Raw genomic sequence first — 16,752 nt, 5'->3', positions numbered from 1 at the left:
CAGAAATCCCCGATAGGGCGGCGGAATCGGGAGCGGGTCGGGGTATCTCGGGAAACGGGCGTTTTTTTCAATCCGGTAAAGACCGCACGTGACCGAAGGGCCTGGTTAAAAGGTGGGTACAAATTTTACACGAGCAGCGGCTGGAGCTACCAAGGGATTCCTGGTAGCTCCAGCCGCTGCTCCTGGCTAGGCTGGTAAGCCGTGGCATATGCACCGAACCACTTGGAAAGGCTGGAATTGCCCGCGGCAACGGGCCTCCCGGCAAACCTGGCCGTGGGGCGGGTTTGCTTCTACTCCACGACCAAGCGCAGGGCGGTGGTGCCGGTTCGTACCACATACATGCCCGTCGCCAGCCCCGGTGGGAGGCGCAGCGCGGCCGTGCCATCGGCATCGGCCGTGGCCGCCGCAACCTGGCGGCCCACGGCGTCGAATACGGCAATGGCCGTGCCGGGCCGGGCACCGATGAGCGTGGTGGCGGTGGTGGCCGGGTTGGGAAACAAGGCCAGGCTGGAATTCGCACCCGTCACAGCCACCGTTCGCACGGATGAGTAACTGGCCGTGCCGTCGGCATCGACTTGGCGTAAGCGGTAGTACACGAGGCTGGCCGCGTAGCGGGCAATGCCCGGGTCTAGGAATTGGTAGTCGTGGGGCTGAGAACTGCTGCCGTGGCCGGCCACTTGCTCGATGCGGCGGAAGGTGCGGCCGTCGGCCGAGGTTTCCACGTCGAAATGGTCGTTGTTTTTCTCCGAGGCCGTGGCCCATTTCAGCAGAGCATCTTTGCCCAATGGCTCGGCCGTGAAGCGCACCAGTTGCACCGGCAGCGGGGTACTGCTGCTAGTGAGGTAGAACTCGGAGAAGTGGTCGGCCACGGTGGCCTGGGCCACAAACCAAGCCACGCCGTTGCCGGGGGTACTGGCGGCCAGGGGCAGCACGCGGCTTTCGCCGGGACCGTTGTTGTCCAGCTGGCAATCTTCGCTGGGGCCGCTGTACTGCGAGGCCTTCAGATTGGCGTAGGTCACGGCCGGGTCGGCGGCCTGCAGGCGGGTGAATTCACTCACGAGGCCGTAGAAACGCACGTTGACCGCGCTGCCGGTGAACGTGGGGTTGGTAGCGGTCAGGCGGAAGTTACGGTCGAGGTACTTGCGGGCGCGCGCATCCTGGCGCACCGCGCTGGCCGGGCCGGTAATGAGGAACTGCACGCTTACCGTACCCAGCCCTGAGCGGGTATCCTGCAAAGCGGCTACCACCTGGCCGTTGCCGGCCAGCAGGTAGTGCCAGTTACCGTCGCCAACCGTGGTGTAGGAAACGGTACTCAGGCAGCTGGCCACGGCGTCGTACACTTTCAGCACGGCAAAGGCCGGGCTGCTGGTGTTGCTCACCCCGTTGGTGGTGACCACCACGGCGCTGCTGCCCACGCTGGCCCCCGCCGGCACCGTGGCCGTGAGCGACGTAGCGGAGTTGAACACCACGCTGCCAGCCGCCACGCCCCCGAACGTGACGGTGCTGCCGCTGGTGAAGTTGGTGCCCGTAATAGTGACGGGCATCCCGGGCAGCTCGGCCCCGGCGCTGAGGCTACTGATAGAGGGAGGCGTAACGTAGGTGATAGTGAATTGCGGGGCGGCCTCGTTGTCGTTAAGGGCCGCGTCGCGCGCCACGCCGGCGGCTATGTTCACCGTTACGGTGCCGCCGGTGGGCGTCACGCTCAGGGTGTAGGCGCTGCCGCTGCCGGTAAAGGTGCCCTTGGTGCCGCCCGTCACCACCACATCGGCGGCGGTGAAGCCGGTCACCGACTCGCAGAAGGTAATAGTAAGGGGAATGGGCGAAACGGCGGTGCTGCCGCCCGAGGCGCCGGCCGTGGAGCTGACGACCACCGTGGGGGCTACGCCGTCCACGAGCAGGCCGGTGGTGGCGCCCACGTTGTTGAGGTCCAGGTCGGCATCGGCCCCGCCGCTGTTGCGGATGATGCCGCCGTTCAGGTCAATGCTGCCGCCCAGCGTCACACCGTCCATGTCCAAGTCGCCGGCCACGATGGTGTAGCGGAAGGCGGCCGTGTTGCTGGCGGTGCCGGTGTATGTGGCCTGCCGCACCGTGCCGCCCACCGTCACGTCCAGGGAGGGCGTGCCGTTGGTGGTATTCACGGTAACGGGCTGGCTGAACACGACGTTGAACTGCAGCTGCTGGCCGGGGCGGTAGGTGCCGTTGGCCGTAATGATGTTCACGCTATTCACGGACGGCCCCACCACGAAGTTGGTGCTGCTCACGCCCGTGCCCGCCGGGGAGGTCACCCGGATCAGCCCGGTGCTGTTGCTGGCCGCCACGGTGGCCGTAATCTGGGTGTTGGAGTCGACGGTGTAGCTGGCCACGGCGCCGTTGTTGATGGTCACGGCCGTGGCCCCGGTAAAGCCGTTGCCGGTGATGACGACCACCGTGCCGGCTGCCCCGCTGGTGGGTGTGAAGCTGCTGATGGCCACGGGCGGCGGGGAGTAGGTCACGCTCAGCGTATTGCTGGCCGCGCTGGGGTTGCCGGCCAGGTCCTGGGCCGCGCCCGCGGGCACCTGCACCGTGACGGCCCCGGCGGCCGTGGCCGTGACGGTGATGGTGTAGGTGGTGCCGCTGCCGCTCAGCACGCCCCGGGTGCCGTTGGTCACCGTGAGGCCGGCGGCGGTCAGCCCCGTCACCGCTTCCGTGAAGGTGATGGTAACGGGAATGGCGCTGCTGCTGGTGGGGCTGGCGGCCGTGGTGCTGACCGTGGGGGTGGGCACCACGCCGTCGACCAGCACGCCGGTCAGCGGGGCCACGTTGTTGAGCGTGAGCACCGCGTCGGTACCGGTGGCGTTACGCAGGGTGCCGTTGTTGGGGGCAATGCTGGCGCCCAGCGTCACGCCGTTGGCGTCCAGGTCGCCGGCCTGCACGAGGTAGCGGAAGGTGAGCGTGCTGGTGGTGCTGCCGCTGAAGTAGGTCACGCCCCGGGGCGTGCTGCCCACCGTCATGAGGATGACGGGCGTGCCGCCGGCGGTGCTTACCGTCACGGGCTGGTCGAAGCTGACCAGGAAGGTCACGAACTGGCCGAGGCGGTAGGTGCCGTTGGCCGGGCCGCTCACGCTGGTGACTCTCGGCGCGGGCGGCGTCACGGTGAAGGGCAGCCCGTTGCTGGTGCCGGCGGCGGTGGTTACTTCCACGTCGCCGGTGCTGGCCCCGGCCGGCACGTTCACCGTCAGGCCGGTGGCGGTGTTGCCGGTGATGGTGGTCTGCACCACGCCGTTGAAGCTCACGCTGCTGGCCCCGCCCAGGTCGGTGCCCGTGATGGTGACGCTGGTGCCCACCGGTCCGCTGGTGGGCGAGAGGCTGGTGAGAGCGGGCAGGGGCGGCGCGCCGACCTGCTGCGTCAGCGTGGCGGAGGTGCTGGAAACGAAGCCGGTGCGGCCCAGGTAGATGGCTAGAATGCTGTGGCTGCCCTGCGTCAGGGCGCTGGTGCTGAAGGTGGCCACGCCGCTGCCGTCGAGCGTCCCCGAGCCCAGGATAGCCCCGCCGTCGCGGAAGCTGACGGTGCCGTTGGGCGTGGCGCTGCCGTTGACGTTGGCTACCGTAGCCGTAAAGGTCACGCTCTGCCCGGTGATTGAGGGATTAACCGAGCTGACAAGCGTGGTGCTGGTGGTGGCGCTGGTAATGCTGAACGTCACGCCGTTGCTGGTGCCGTAGGGGGTAACCACGGTGGCTGCCCCGCTGGTGGTGCCCGCCGCCACCACGGCCGTAATCTGGGTACTGGAGTTGACCACGTAGCTGTCGGCCGCCGTGCCGTTGAAGCGCACGGCGGTGGCGCCTGTGAAGTTGCTGCCCGCAATGACCACGGTCGTGCCCACCGGCCCGCTGCTGGGCGTGAGGCCGGTAATAGCGGGCGTGGGCGTGGTCAGGCCAATGGTTTTGGTGGCGACGTTGCTGTTGGCCGCGCCGTCGTTTACCCGGAAGCTCACCGTGCGGCTGCTGCCGGTGGGCGGGGCCGCGGTGTTGTTGTAGGTCACGGCCCGCAGGGCGGCCTGCCACTGGGCCACCGTGGCCGTGGCCCCGGCGCTGCTCAGCGAGAGGACGCCCGAACCGCCGGCGTAGCTACCCACGATGTTGCCGAAGCTGGTGCTGCTGGTGTTGCTGAAGGCCAGCACGTCCTGCCCGCTGGCCAGGCCGGTGGTGATGCTCACCGTGCCCGAGGCCAGGGTGGCGTTGTCGATGTCGCTGATCGTGAGGAAGACATCCACGGCCACCGCGCCGCCGCCCGCCGTGAAGCCGGTGCTGCTGCCGCTGGTCGTGAGCACCGGCGCGTCGTTCACGGCCGTCACGGTGATGGTGACGGTTTCCGAGTCCGACAGGGCCCCGCCGCTGCCGGTGTTGCCCAGGTCGTTGGCCTGTACCTGCAAGGCCGCCGCCCCCGTGTAGTTGGCATTGGGCGCGAAGCTCATGTTGTTGAGGGCCGTGTTGATGCTGCTGATGGTGCCCCGGAAGGTCACGCTCGCATCGGCCGTGCCGTCGCCGGCCGTGAAGGTCAGGCCCGAGGTGGTGCTCAGCGAAATGGTGCCCTGGGTAGCCTGCAGATACATCTCCACCTGCCCGCTGCCGGCGTCCACGTCGCCCACGCTGATGGCATTGCCGGCGCCGCTGCTGAAGGCGAAGGGCACGTCCTCGGCCGTGGCCTGGGGGGCCGGCATCCTCACCACCGGCGCGTCGTTCACGGCCGTTACCGTCACGGTCACGGTGCCGGCGTCGGTGCCGCCGTTTCTGTCCGAAATGGTGTAGGTGAAGGTAGTCGTACCGTCAAAGTTCGGGTTCGGCGTGAAGCTGACGCCGGCGCCGGTAAATATCACCACGCCGCCCGCCGGCTGCGTTACGCCCGTAACAATGAGGTTGGTGCCCGCGTCGGGGTCGGTGTCGTTGCCGAGCACGCTGAAACCGGTAGGGCTGCTGTCCTCGGTCACGGTATAGCTGTCGTCAACGGCCGTGGGCGGGTTGTTGCCGGTCGTGAAGGTCTGGGTGCTGCCGTAGCCGGGGCCCGCGCCGTTGATGGCGTAGGCCCGCACCGAGTACAGCGTGTTGCCCGCCAGCCCGCTCACCGCCTGGCTGAACGTACCCGTGCCGCTGCCGATGGCAACCTTCGTATCACTGGTAGTGGGCGTGCCGCTGCCCGGCACGTACACCACGCCGCGCTCCGTCACGGTGCCGCCGCCGGCGCTGGTTACATTGCCGCCCAGCACCGCGCTGCTGCCGGTGATGGTGCCGGGCGTGGCCGTAGTCACGGTAGCCAGCGTTACCGTGCCCACCGTGAAGCTGCCGCTGCTGCTGGCCGAGCCGCCAGGCGTGGTCACGCCGATAACGCCGGTGCTGCTGCCCGCGCCCACCGTAAAGGTGAAGCTGGTAGTCGTAGGCGTGCCGGTGATGGTGCCCGCCGTGCCGTTTACCGAGGCGGCCGTCACGCCGCCCAGGTTGGTGCCCGTCACCGTGACGGTGGTGCCCACCGGCCCGCTGCTGGGCGTGAAGCCCGTGATGGTGGGCGCGGGCACGGTGCCGCTCTGCTCGTAGCGGTAGATGGTGCCGTTGCCGCAGCCGATAAGCAAATCCAGCAGCCCGTCGCCGTCGATGTCCGTCACGCAGGGCTTGGCATTGGTGCCCACCGCCAGCGCGTTGAAGCTGCTCGATACTTGGCTGACGGTAAAGCCGCCCGCCGAGTTTTGCTCGTAGCGCAGCACCCCGCCCGTGTTGGTGCCGAACAGGATGTCGAGGCGCCCGTTGCCGTCCAGGTCCACGCAGAACGGCGCGGCGTTGCCCGACAGTTGCAGGCCGTTGAAGTTGGTGTCGATGCGGATAAAGCCGTCGGTGTTGGGGTCGAACTGCTCAGAGTGGCTGGTGATGCCGTCGCCCTTGCCCACCAGCAGCTCCAGCCGGCCGTCGCCGTCGAGGTCGGTCATGTTGGGGGCCGTGTTGCTGGGGGTAAAGATGCCCGACAGGTTGTCCTGCACCAGGTCGAAGGTGCCGGCGCCCCCGCTCGTCTGCTCGTATTCGCTCACGGTGCCGTCGCCGCGCCCCAGCACCAGGTTGTAGCGGCCGTTGCCCTCCAGGTCCACGATGGCCACCGTGGCCTCGGTGCCCATGTCGATGACGGTGTTGCCGCTGGTGCGCAGGCTGCCCAGCGCCGTGAAGGCCGTGCCGTTGACGGTATTTTGCTCGTAGCGCGCGATGGTGCCGTCGGCCAGGCCCACCAGCAGATCGAGGCGGCCGTCGCCGTCGAGGTCGGCCACGGCGGGGGCGCTGTTGGTGCCGCCGCTCACTCCAGCAAAGCTGCTGCTCACCTGCCCGTAGCTGACGCTGTTGCTGCGCGTCACCGTAAAGGCGGAGGCGGAGAAGACGTAGCCGGCGCTGGTCGTCACGTTGAGGCGCTGCGTGGAGGCCGCCCGGGGCACCGTCGCCGTCAGCTGGGTAGCCGAGTTGACGGTGAATACCGCCGACAGCTCCCCGAAGCGGACGCTGGTAGCGCCCGTGAAGCCGCTGCCGGTGATGACGACGCTGCTGCCCGCGGCGCCGCTGCTGGGCGAGAAGCCGCTGATGGTGGGCTGCGCCAGCGCCGCCGAACTGGTTAGCAGCAGGAATAAGAGCCCGGCAAGGTAACGCCGGCCGGCAAGGCGGCCGGCGGTCCGGTATGAATCAGCAAAAAGCGTAGCAATCAGATGCATAACAAGGGACAAGGTTTGCGGGCAAATTTCCCACTGCCCAACTCCGATTACGGTGTTCGGGTTGTACCCTAAACAGGGTACAACCCGAACACCGCGCGTCTTCTCCGCCGTAGCGGGCAACTACCGAACGGGCCGCCGCCAACGCAAAAGCCGCCCGGCCAGCACCGCCTGAACGACGGGGCAGCCGGGCGGCTCGGTCAGGCCGGTACCAGCGGGCAGAGCCTGCCCACAGCACCGGCCCTGCCAATCAGCCTACGCCGATACTTGCCCGGCGACTCTGGCGTCAGCGGCCAAAACGGCCGACGGCGTGGTGCACCGCTCGTAGCTCAGGTATTCCCACGTCAGGGTCAGGCTCGTGACCTGGTTGGTTTTGTAGCACGAGCCGGTCACCGTGGCCAGACGGGCGCCCACGCCCTGCGGCCCAATGGCTATGAAGGGGTCGGCACCGCCGCCGCCCAGGCCGAAGTCGCGCCCCTGGTCGGTGCGGAAAAACAGCTGGTACAACGTGGTATTGCTGCGGTTGCCGTGCATGGCTACGATGCTTTCGGCGGGCTCCACGGCGGGCTCGTGGTCCGGCAGCGCCGCCGCTTCATCAGTCACCGCTTCGGCCGAGTTGAGCGCAACGGTGGTACGGTAAGAAGAAATGGTGCCGTGCACAGCTGACGCGGCGTTGCCGTAGAAAAACTGCAGCGCGTTGATGCTGTTGTTAGGACCGTTGCTGCTCAGGCTCGACAGCATGACCTGGGTGACCCGCGAACCGTTGGTGGATTCCTGGAAAGGCACGGAGTCGCTCTTCGGGACCAGCCCGGTGGTGGCTGGCACGGCCACCATCTTCCGCACCGGCGTCTGCACGAAGGTTACTGCCGGGAAGTTAGGGTTGCTGCCGGCCCCCGGCACGACGTTGGCCGAAAGCAGGTACGACCACAGGTTGGCCGGGCTGGTATAGGCTTCCAGCAGCGCGTGGTACTTCTGGCTGATGTACAGGCGGAGCGCATCTTCGCCCTCGCGGGCCTCCTGCTGGGTTGAGTAGTCCTGGGTGTAGCCCGTGTAGGCATCCGTCACGGTATAGGTGCCGGTGGTCTTGATCTGCGCCAGGCGCCAGGCCACGGAATCAGCAACGGCCAGGTCGACGGCCTGGATCAGCTCCTCAATAACCGCGTCGAGCTGCCGGATGGAGCCTTCGGGGTCAGGGTTGGATTCTCCGCCGCTAACGCTGGCATAGTTGTACGTCCACTCCGCGCCCATCACCACGCTGATGGTCCCAAAGGCCACCAGGTACGTGAGCGTCTTGCCGTGCTCCTCCCTGGCGGCCCCTTTGTTCAGGAAATCAGCCTGGCAGCTTTTCAGCTGGTTGATAATATACCACAGCTCAGCAACCTTGCCCGGGCCGGGACTTTTGTCCATGTACGCGAGCAGCAGCGTGTGCAGGTTCGCCAGAATGCTATTCAGGTTGTCGATCTTAGCCTGGTTGATATAACCCTTAATCAGGCTGTTGATGTACTGGTTCAGGTCGTTCCAGATTTCCTGGGTGCCGGGTCCGGAGGGCCACAGCGCCTTCACCAGTACCGAGAGCAGAGAGCCGCCGTACGGGATTTTGCCCAGGCCGATGGCCAGGGCATTGCGCAGCTTCTTCGAGGTCTGGTAGCGCTGAATGGACAGCACCCAGCCCGGCATCATGGGCGTAGGCACGAAGCCGGACGGCTGATAGTCGTACACCCGAATGCTGACGATGTCCTCATCGGTGAGCTGGCTCAGGGCGCTGATCAGGCTGTTGGGGCCGATCTGCGCCACCGGCTCCCCGTCGAACTTGACGTCTTTGTAGAGCCTCACCCAGGTGGCGGGGCCAGTCATGAGCGACCTGAAATCGGCGGTGCTTCCCAGGCAGTTGGTATTTGCAATTTCGCCGGCCCCGTAGAGCGCACAGCGGGTGCTGTCGTAGTTTTCGTAGAGGTAGAGCTTGAGCCAGCAGGTGCCGGCCTGAAACGTGTCGCCGATGCTGCTGGCGTTCCAGAAGATAGGGATGCTGGGGTACAGGATGAAGGAAGCCACCTCGTTGAGAAAATCGTGCGGCAGCTCCTCAATGGCCTGGCTGTAGCCCACCATCATCACCTTGCCCTGAAAAAAGGGCTCAGTGTAGAGGCAGAGCCAACTCGACGAGCCGGTTTTGAGGGAGTTGATGCTGTCGTCCATCTGGTTTTTTGCCTTCTGGTCGTAGCCATCCCAGTAGTATTCGGACAGGTTGTTCACGTACATCGGCAGGCCGTCCACTTCATTGTACTCGAACTTGCGGGTACCGCCGGATTCGTAGTCGTTGTTTTCCCAGAACTGCACCCAGCAGTTGGCGTTCGTTGTGCTCATGATGATTGTGGTAATGTAAGAAGAGAGAAAAGGATAGAACTGGGCAATACTGATAGCACTATCGGGCGCGCTCCGGCGGCGTATCGAAAGCAAAGCTGAGCAATTGGCCCCAGGCCTGGGCTTTGGCGCTGTACCCTATTCAGGTGACAATCTTCGGGTGCGCTTTTCCCGGCCCGCCGCCCATCTTTGTAGCAGCTTATGACGACCACCGCTTTTCCTATTGCCCTGGCCATCGTGGAAGACGATGCCCGCGTGCGCGACCTGCTGCACGAGTACCTGGGCCACCAGGCCGAGTTTACCTGCTCTATCGTGGTCGATTCGGTGGAGGCGCTGTGGACCGAGCTGGACCTGAGCCTCCCCCCGCGCGTGCTGCTGCTCGACGTGAGCTTGCCCGGGCAGTCGGGCATTGAGGCGCTGCCGGCCCTGAAAAAGCGCCTGCCCGAGGCCGACATCATTCTGCAAACCATGCACGACGACCCCGACCGGATTTATCAGGCGCTGCGGGCCGGGGCCACGGGCTACGTCATCAAAAACGCCACCAGCCTGCCCCAGTACAAGCAGGCCATCCTGGATGTGCTCGGCGGCGGGGCGGCCCTTTCCCCCTCCGTGGCCCGCAAGGCCCTGCAGCACTTTCAGCCGGCCCCTAGTCAGCAGCCCGCCCTGCTGTCGGCCCGCGAGCAGGAAGTGCTGCACCTGCTCGTCGATGGCCTGGCCGAAAAGCAGATTGCCGCCCGCCTGGCCCTGTCCCCCGACACGGTGCATACGTACGTGAAGCGCCTCTACGACAAGCTGCGGGTCCGCTCGCGCAGTGAGCTGCTGAGCCGGGCCCTGAAGGGTGACTTGTAACCACGCAAAAAGGGCGAGCCACTGAGTAGCTCGCCCTTTTTGCGGCACTTGGGCCCTATTCCGGCACTTTCAGGCGCACTTGCCAGCCGCCCGGCACCGGCCCGGCCGTGAGGTCGGCCCGCAGCAGGGCCGCGCGGTGGCGCATGCTGCGCAGCCCTTGCCCGGCCCGCGAAATAGCCGCCACCGGGCCCTCACTGCTAATGGTAAGCTCCAGCGGCGAGCCGTAGCGCAGCCCAATGCGGATGGGGCTGCCCGGCTGCGAATACTTGAGGGCGTTGGTAAGCGCCTCCTTGAAAATAAGGTAGGTGTGCTGGCGCACGGTAGGCGGCAGCGCCTGGTCGAGCAAAGCCGGTAAGTGGGTGTCGTCGAGGAGCAGGTCGCGGCCGGTGGCGCGGCTTGTAGCGTCGAGGTGGTCCCGGATTCGGTCGACCAGGGCGGCCAGCGTATCGGCGTGGGCATCCACGCTCCAAATGATGTCGCGCACGGTACTGGCCGCGGCCCGGCTGTCTTCCACCAGCGTGTCGAGGCGGCGGGTGGGGCCAGCCTCAAACTCGCGCAGCAGCTCGGCCTGCATCGTCACGCGGGTCAGCAAAGAGCCTACTTCGTCGTGCAAATCGGCGGCCAGGCGGGCGCGTAGGGCGTTTTCGCGCTGCACCTGGCGCAGGCGGTTGCGCTGCCAAAGGTACACGACCAGCGCCGTGGCCACGGCGGCCAGCAGCCACGTGAGCGGCCGGTTCCACCACTCGGCCGTCACGGTCAGAGGCATACGCAGCACGTTGGCAGCGGCCACGCCCTGGCTGGTAGCCGCCCGAATTTCGACGGTGTACTTGCCCGGGGGCAGCCCTTGCAGACGAAGGCGCGGCGTAGTGCCCAAACCCAGCCAGCGGTCGGCGAGCCAGCCGCGCACCCGGTAGGCGTAGCGGGCGCGGCTAGCGTCCAGGCTGTTGGTCAGGGCCAGGTGCAGGTCGATGAGGGGCTGCTCGGGAGCCAGGCGCAAGGCGGGCAGCGCATCGGGGGCCAGCAGGTAGCGGGTACGGCTGGCTTCGGCCGAAGCGCTGAGGGCCGTGAGGGCCGTGAGCAACAGGCGGGGCCGAACGGCCGGCGGCACGGGCACCTCGCCGGGCACGATGCGGTGCAGCCCCGCCACCCCGCCCAGCAGCAGCGAGCCGTCGCGCGGGTCTACGGCGGCAGCGGCGGCGTTGAACTCGTCCGATACCAGACCCTGGGCCGTGGTGTATATCGACAGCTGCCCCGTGGCCGGCTGGTAGCGCACCAGCCCCTGATAAGTACCCAGCCACAGCATGCCGCCCGGCCCCGGCAGGATGCTGGCAATGGATGGGCTGGGCAGCCCCTGGCTGGGCGTGAGGACTTCCCGGATGCGGCCATCAGCCGCCACCACCGCCAGGCCGTGAGTGCGCGTACCCACCCACAACCGGCCATCGGGAGCCAGGTAGAGGCAGCGGGCGCCCTCCACGGCCGCGCGGCGCGGCGCGGGCGCGGCGGGCCCGTACACGCCCCGCGCCCCGGTAGCCAGCGTGAGGCGCTCCACGCCCTCGGGCGTGGCCAGCCACAGGTGCCCGCGCGCATCGGGCCGCACGTCCTCGATGACGCGGCCGGCTAGCGGCGGCGGCGCGCCGGGCGCGTGGCCCGGCACCTCGTAGGGCCGGTAGACCTGGGTGGCTGGGTCGTAATAATAAAGGCCCTGCTGGGTGCCGGCCCACACGCGCCCGCTGGCGCTGTCGAGCACCAGTGTGCGCAGGCCAATATCGGTGGCCAACTGGCCGGCCACGGGCAGCTTCAGAAAGCGGCCGGTGCGGGGGTTGAAGCGCAGAAAAGGAAACGCCCCGGCCGCCAGCCAGTCGCCGCCCGGGCCGCGGGCACCGGGCAGCACGGCCAGCAGCACGGGCGCGTTGCCGGTGGGCAGGGTGGCCGCCGCCCAGCGCCGCAGCGGGGCCAGGGGCGAGTCGGGGGCCTGGGTGAGCAGGCCGGTTTCGTAGCTGCTCACCAGCAGGCGGCCGTCGGGCAGGCGCACGCTGGCCCGCACGCTGTAGGGCTGCCCGCCCGGCCCGGCCAGCGCCCGGATGAACACCGGCGCGGCCTCGCGCTGCCAGCACCCGCGCGTGCCCGTGTCGAACACCCACCAGCGGCCGGTGCGGTCGGCCCAGAGGCGGCCGCTCCAGTTGGCGGTGGGCCAGGGCGGCAGGGCCAGGGCAAAGCGCACGCGGGGACGCGGGTCGGGGCCGGGCGTCCAGCTCAGCTGGCGCACCGCCTCCCGGCTGAGCAAGGTGGGGCCGCTGGCCGTGGGCAGCACCTCCACGGGCTGCCCGGTGCCGGGCTGCTCCCAGCGCACCGCTTCCGTGAGCTGGCCGCCGGGGCCGGGCCGGTAAGCCGCCCGGTCGCTGAGCAGCCAGGGCCGGCCGGTGGGGTCGAGGGCGGGGCGCAGCACGCGGCCGGGGTGCGCCCAGGCGCCCAGCACCTGCCCGGTGGCGGCCAGGTGGCGGGTACCGTCGCCGCTCAGCCACAGGCTGCCATCGGGGGCGGGCACCACGCTGCTGAGGCCGGCCAGGCTGGGCAGCACCGGCCCGGTGGGCTGCCCGGCCAGAGTATAGGCCTGCAGCGTGGTGTTGTCCTGGCTCACCCACACCCGGCGGCCATCGGCGGCCAGGGCCAGGGCCGGCACTTTCTGGTTGCCGCTGGCGGGCGCGGGCAGCGGCAGCCGCCGCAGCGTGCCGGCGGGCGAGAAATGGTAGAGGCCGTTGTCGGTGCCCAGCCAGAGGCTGCCGTCGGGCGTGGCCAGCAGGGCGTTGCAGGGCACGGGGGGCAGGGCCGGGCCGGCGCGCCGTAGCGCGTTGAGGGGCACGGCCTGGGTGCCGTCGAAGCGGTACGCGCCGTCGTCGGTGCCGGCCCAGAGCAGGCCGTCAGGTGCCTGGGCCAGGCGGCGCAACATCAGGCGGCTCAGGGCGGGCTCGGCCTGCCAACCGGCGGCGGGCATGGTTTGGGCCGGGGCTTGGGCCGGCAGCAGCGCGAATATTACCAGCAATAAGCACCACACTCTCATCGGGGGAAAGTACGACTCGGAAATTAGTTGCGGATTCAGAACAGTTGTCGAAATAGGTTACATTATAGGGGACTTTCAGAAAAACGGAAATAAATAGCACAATAAGGGGGATACTGGAGTAAGAACGGAAAACAACGCTAAGGCCAGTTAGTCAAATTTCGGTGGTGGTAAGGTGGCTTAGGAAACGGGCGTTTTTTCGGCCCGGTGACCTCGCACGTTTGAGCGGGGCTTGACAGCGGCCCGGCAATACGCTCGTGGTCTGAAAACTCGACCGGCTAGGCCGCTCCCTCAAGGCTTTCCAAAGAAGCCTTGTCGAAAGTACAGGCCGCGAAGACTCTTTACCTGCAGCAAGACAAGATGGTGGCCGAAATCGGCCAGTTGCTCAGCGTGGGCTGGGCCACTATCTACCGTTGCCTCGCGCACCGGGGCGTTCCGACGGGCGGCAGCCCGGCCAACCAGTAAGCGCCCGCGTATGCCCGTCGGATTTCTCCGTGACGAGCAAGCTGCTCGGTACGGTCAGGACCACGCCGACGGGAATTTCTGTTCTTGCTCTTGCGCTACCCCTGATCCGCAGATACCTGGCATTCGGGGGTAGTGGCGGGCACAACCCTACTTCGGGCTACGCGTTACAAGCGAAACAGCACAGCTAAGCTGCTTTTCATCCGCCCATTTTCTACCACCACACCACCATGAGAGGAGGACTCCGCTACCTGATTGCCCTGCTGATTGCCGGGTTTTCACTGATAACCTACTACTGCAAACGCTCGACCAACGAAGTGACGGGCGAAGTGCAGCACGTCGATATGACGACGGAACAGGAAATTGCCCTGGGCCTGCAGGCCGCGCCCGAAATGGCCCAGCAGTACGGCGGCCTGCACCCCGACCGCCAGGCCGCGGCCCGGGTCGAGGAAATCGGCCAGCAGATCGTGCGCAGCACCAAAGCCGGCCAGACGCCCTACAAGTTTCAGTTTCACTTGCTGGCCGACGAAAACACGATTAACGCCTTTGCCCTGCCCGGTGGCCAGATTTTCATTACGGCGGGCCTGCTGAAAAACCTGCGCTCCGAAGGCCAGGTAGCCGGCGTGCTGGCCCACGAAATCGGGCACGTAGTAGCGCGGCACTCGGCCGAGCAGGTGGCCAAATCGAGCCTGACCCAGGGCCTGACCGGCGCCGCCGCCATTGCCGTGTACGACCCCGACCGGCCCAGCACGGCCGCCGCCGCGGCCGCCACGGCCATGGTTTCCAAGCTGATTACCATGCGCTTCGGCCGCCAGGATGAGCTCGAAGCCGACCGCCTGGCTGTGGACTTCACGCCCCAGGCCGGTTACGACCCCCGCGCCATGATTCAGGTGATGCAGATCCTGGAGCAGGCGGGGGGCGGGAGCCGCACGCCGGAGTTCATGAGCACCCACCCCAACCCCGGCAACCGCATCGGGGAGCTGGAAAAAGACATTGCCGCCGACTTTCCCCAGGGCTTGCCTTCCGGGCTGAAGCAATAAGCTACCCAACCTACTTTTTATCCTGTGGCCGGGCGCAAGCTCGGCCACAGTGCGTTTATTGCCGTAGGAAAAGCAAATTCTACCGCATCTGCTCCGCATCCACCCAACCTCCCCATGTTACATCATTTGCTGTTTGTGCTAAACCCGATTTCCGGCGACATCGACAAGTCGTCTTTGGAAGCGGATATTGCGGCGTACTGCTCGGAGCGGGGCCGCCACGCCGCGTTTTTCCACACCACGGGCGAGGATGACCTGGCAAAGCTCCGCCAGCGGCTGGCAGGGGAGCCGTACGAGGCCGTATTCGCGGCCGGCGGCGACGGCACCGTGAGCCTGGTGGCCACGGCCCTGGCCGGTACGGAAGTGCCGCTGGGGATTGTGCCGCTGGGCTCGGGCAACGGCCTTTCCAAGGACCTGGGCATTCCGCAGGAGCAGGCGGCGGCTTTGCGCCTGATCTGGGACCACCAGGTGCAGGCCATCGACACGCTGCGGGTGAGCGAGGCGTTCTGCGCCCATTTGGCCGATTTGGGGTTTAATGCCCTGGTGGTGGAGCGGTTTTGCAACGGCGACACGCGCGGGCCCGGGGCCTACGTGCGCATTGCCATGCAGGAATACCTCAACTACGAGCCCGCCACCTACCGCATCGTCACCGACCGGGAAACCTTCGAGGGGCCCGCGTTTATGGTGACGGTGGCCAACGCCAAGACCTTCGGCAGCAACGTCGTTATCAACCCGGACAGCCAGCTCGACGACGGGGAGTTTGAAATCTGCCTGATTGAGCCCTTTCCCGGCACGGCCGCCCTGGGTATTCTCTACCAGCTCTACACCGAGAATTTCGACGAATCGGTGTATACCCGGCGGCTGCGCTGCCGGCAGGCCCGGGTAGAAGTGCCCGGTCAGGCGCGGGTGCTGGTGCAGGTTGATGGGGAGCCCCAGGAAATGGATGTGCCGGTGGAAGTCACTATTCGGCCGCGGAGCTTGCGGGTGCTGCTGCCGTCGGCGTAGCCGCACGGCCGCCGGGGCTACCGACCAGCTGCTTGCGGAACACCTCCGCGCCCGGCCCGGCTTCGGCCGTGGCCCCGGCCTCGAAGGTGCGCAGCCAGACGTCGCCGTTCTGGTAAAACTCCAGCCCGAAAAAGCCCTTGTGCTCGTGCACGAAAGTCGCTTTGCCGCCGTGCTGCACGAAAGCCGTTTTGCTGCCCGACCCGCTGACCAGGTAATGCCCCTGACGGTAGTGAAAATACTGCAGGTTGTGGTCGTGGCCGGCGGCGTAGATGACGCCCGGAAACTGGTGCAGCACGCGCAGCAGGCGGCGGCGCATCTTGCGGTAGGGTGGGTGGGCCATGTCTTCTTCGGCACCCACCAGCTGGCGGTACACCGGAAACAGGGAGCCCAGCAGGGGCAGGGGCAGGTAGGCCTTTTTGTGGGCGGCCGTCAGCGGAAACAGGTGCTGCTTGGTCGTGAACTTGCCCCCGTGCATGGCGTTGGAATACAGCGGGTGGTGCCCGGCCACCACCACCTGCTGGTGCCGGTTGAGCTCCAGAATTTCCTGCAGCTGCTGAAAAGGCTCCTTGGCCGACGTGGCCGTGCAGCCAAACTCGGGGCCCAGCGGTCGGGGGCCGTTTTGCACCCACCACTGCGTATTGAGCACCACCAGCAGCAGGCCTTCGGCTAATTGCAGCGTTACGGGGCCGGGGCAGCCTTTGGCCGGCAGGTACAGGGCCCCGGGCAGGTGGTCGAGCACGTAGGCTTCCTGCCGCAGCAAATATTGGTAGCCGTCCGGGCGGCCCTTGTTCCAGTCGTGGTTGCCGCTGAGGAAAATCACCCGGCCGGCGTAGGTCCGGAAAGCGTCCAGCTGCACGTCGAGCCGCTGCTCGGCGGCGGCCCGGCCCGGGTGGGTGGGCGCCGGAATACCGGTGGGGTAGACGTTGTCGCCGAGCACCACGACGCTGCTGGCCTCGCCGGCCGCCCGGAGCCAGCTTTGCAGCAGGCTCAGCACCGGGTCGGAGCCGTCGGTGGCCACCGCGCCCAGGTCGCCGACCAGGGCCATGCGGTGGCGCAGCGGGCTGTCGGGGGCCGGCTGCTGTGCGGCCCAGCCCGTTTCCGAGGCTGCCACGTAGGGCTGCCGCCGGTACTGCCGCTCCTGCCGGTAGCGCCACAGCAGCCAGACGGATACGCCCGCCGCCAGCGCGGCCAGTAGGTACAAAAGAGTGGTGAAAGTCAGCAAGCGGCGGCGGAGTAGGTAACCATGCGTTATACGGAACGGCGGCAGGTTCAGGCT

The 16,752-nt window shown here is 67.2% G+C and carries 8 protein-coding genes; 4 read left to right on the top strand and 4 right to left on the bottom strand.

The window, feature by feature from the left end; translation table 11 throughout:
- Window positions 1-290 precede the first annotated feature (290 nt).
- Window positions 291-6,713 carry an IPT/TIG domain-containing protein gene (locus E5K00_RS04450; protein WP_135462056.1) on the bottom strand — a complete coding sequence of 2,141 codons (6,423 nt, stop codon included), beginning with the start codon at window positions 6,711-6,713 and terminating at the stop codon, window positions 291-293.
- 252 nt (window positions 6,714-6,965) lie between these two features.
- Window positions 6,966-9,071 (bottom strand): jacalin family lectin, encoded by a 2,106-nt coding sequence (locus tag E5K00_RS04445; protein WP_135462055.1) that lies wholly within the window; start codon window positions 9,069-9,071, stop codon window positions 6,966-6,968.
- 198 nt (window positions 9,072-9,269) lie between these two features.
- Between E5K00_RS04445 and E5K00_RS04440 the strand changes: the two genes are divergently transcribed.
- Window positions 9,270-9,917 (top strand): response regulator transcription factor, encoded by a 648-nt coding sequence (locus tag E5K00_RS04440; RefSeq protein WP_135462054.1) that lies wholly within the window; start codon window positions 9,270-9,272, stop codon window positions 9,915-9,917.
- Between the two features lie 55 nt (window positions 9,918-9,972).
- Here the strand turns inward: E5K00_RS04440 and E5K00_RS04435 are convergent, their stop codons facing one another.
- The gene (locus E5K00_RS04435; RefSeq protein WP_167856749.1) at window positions 9,973-12,969 is read right to left on the bottom strand and encodes a sensor histidine kinase; all 2,997 of its coding nucleotides are present in this window, start codon (window positions 12,967-12,969) and stop codon (window positions 9,973-9,975) included.
- Window positions 12,970-13,284: 315 nt separating this feature from the next.
- On the opposite strand from E5K00_RS04435, the gene E5K00_RS22765 reads away from it, so the two are divergent.
- The 3 genes from E5K00_RS22765 (at window position 13,285) to E5K00_RS04425 (ending at window position 15,476) form a co-directional block, all read left to right on the top strand.
- Window positions 13,285-13,437 carry a hypothetical protein gene (locus E5K00_RS22765; RefSeq protein ID WP_167856748.1) on the top strand — a complete coding sequence of 51 codons (153 nt, stop codon included), beginning with the start codon at window positions 13,285-13,287 and terminating at the stop codon, window positions 13,435-13,437.
- A 227-nt stretch (window positions 13,438-13,664) separates the two neighbouring features.
- Window positions 13,665-14,474 carry a M48 family metallopeptidase gene (locus E5K00_RS04430; RefSeq protein ID WP_135462052.1) on the top strand — a complete coding sequence of 270 codons (810 nt, stop codon included), beginning with the start codon at window positions 13,665-13,667 and terminating at the stop codon, window positions 14,472-14,474.
- Between the two features lie 114 nt (window positions 14,475-14,588).
- Window positions 14,589-15,476 (top strand): diacylglycerol/lipid kinase family protein, encoded by an 888-nt coding sequence (locus tag E5K00_RS04425; RefSeq protein WP_135462051.1) that lies wholly within the window; start codon window positions 14,589-14,591, stop codon window positions 15,474-15,476.
- Here E5K00_RS04425 and E5K00_RS04420 read toward each other — a convergent pair.
- Window positions 15,433-16,698, bottom strand: coding sequence for a metallophosphoesterase (locus E5K00_RS04420; RefSeq protein WP_245328204.1), 1,266 nt, complete (start codon window positions 16,696-16,698; stop codon window positions 15,433-15,435). The two genes, E5K00_RS04425 and E5K00_RS04420, sit on opposite strands and share 44 nt — an antisense overlap.
- Window positions 16,699-16,752 lie beyond the last annotated feature (54 nt).

Source organism: Hymenobacter aquaticus (genome assembly GCF_004765605.1).
Classification (GTDB): Bacteria; Bacteroidota; Bacteroidia; order Cytophagales; family Hymenobacteraceae; genus Hymenobacter; species Hymenobacter aquaticus.
Note: the sequence above shows the minus strand (reverse complement) of the source record. Positions and strands in the feature narration are given on the sequence as shown.

Coding starts and splice junctions, on each gene's coding strand:
- E5K00_RS04440 (WP_135462054.1), top strand. CDS start 9,270: ATGACGACCACCGCTTTTCCTATTGCCCTGGCCATCGTGGAAGACGAT.
- E5K00_RS04430 (WP_135462052.1), top strand. CDS start 13,665: ATGAGAGGAGGACTCCGCTACCTGATTGCCCTGCTGATTGCCGGGTTT.
- E5K00_RS04425 (WP_135462051.1), top strand. CDS start 14,589: ATGTTACATCATTTGCTGTTTGTGCTAAACCCGATTTCCGGCGACATC.
- E5K00_RS04445 (WP_135462055.1), bottom strand. CDS start 9,071: ATGAGCACAACGAACGCCAACTGCTGGGTGCAGTTCTGGGAAAACAAC.
- E5K00_RS04450 (WP_135462056.1), bottom strand. CDS start 6,713: ATGCATCTGATTGCTACGCTTTTTGCTGATTCATACCGGACCGCCGGC.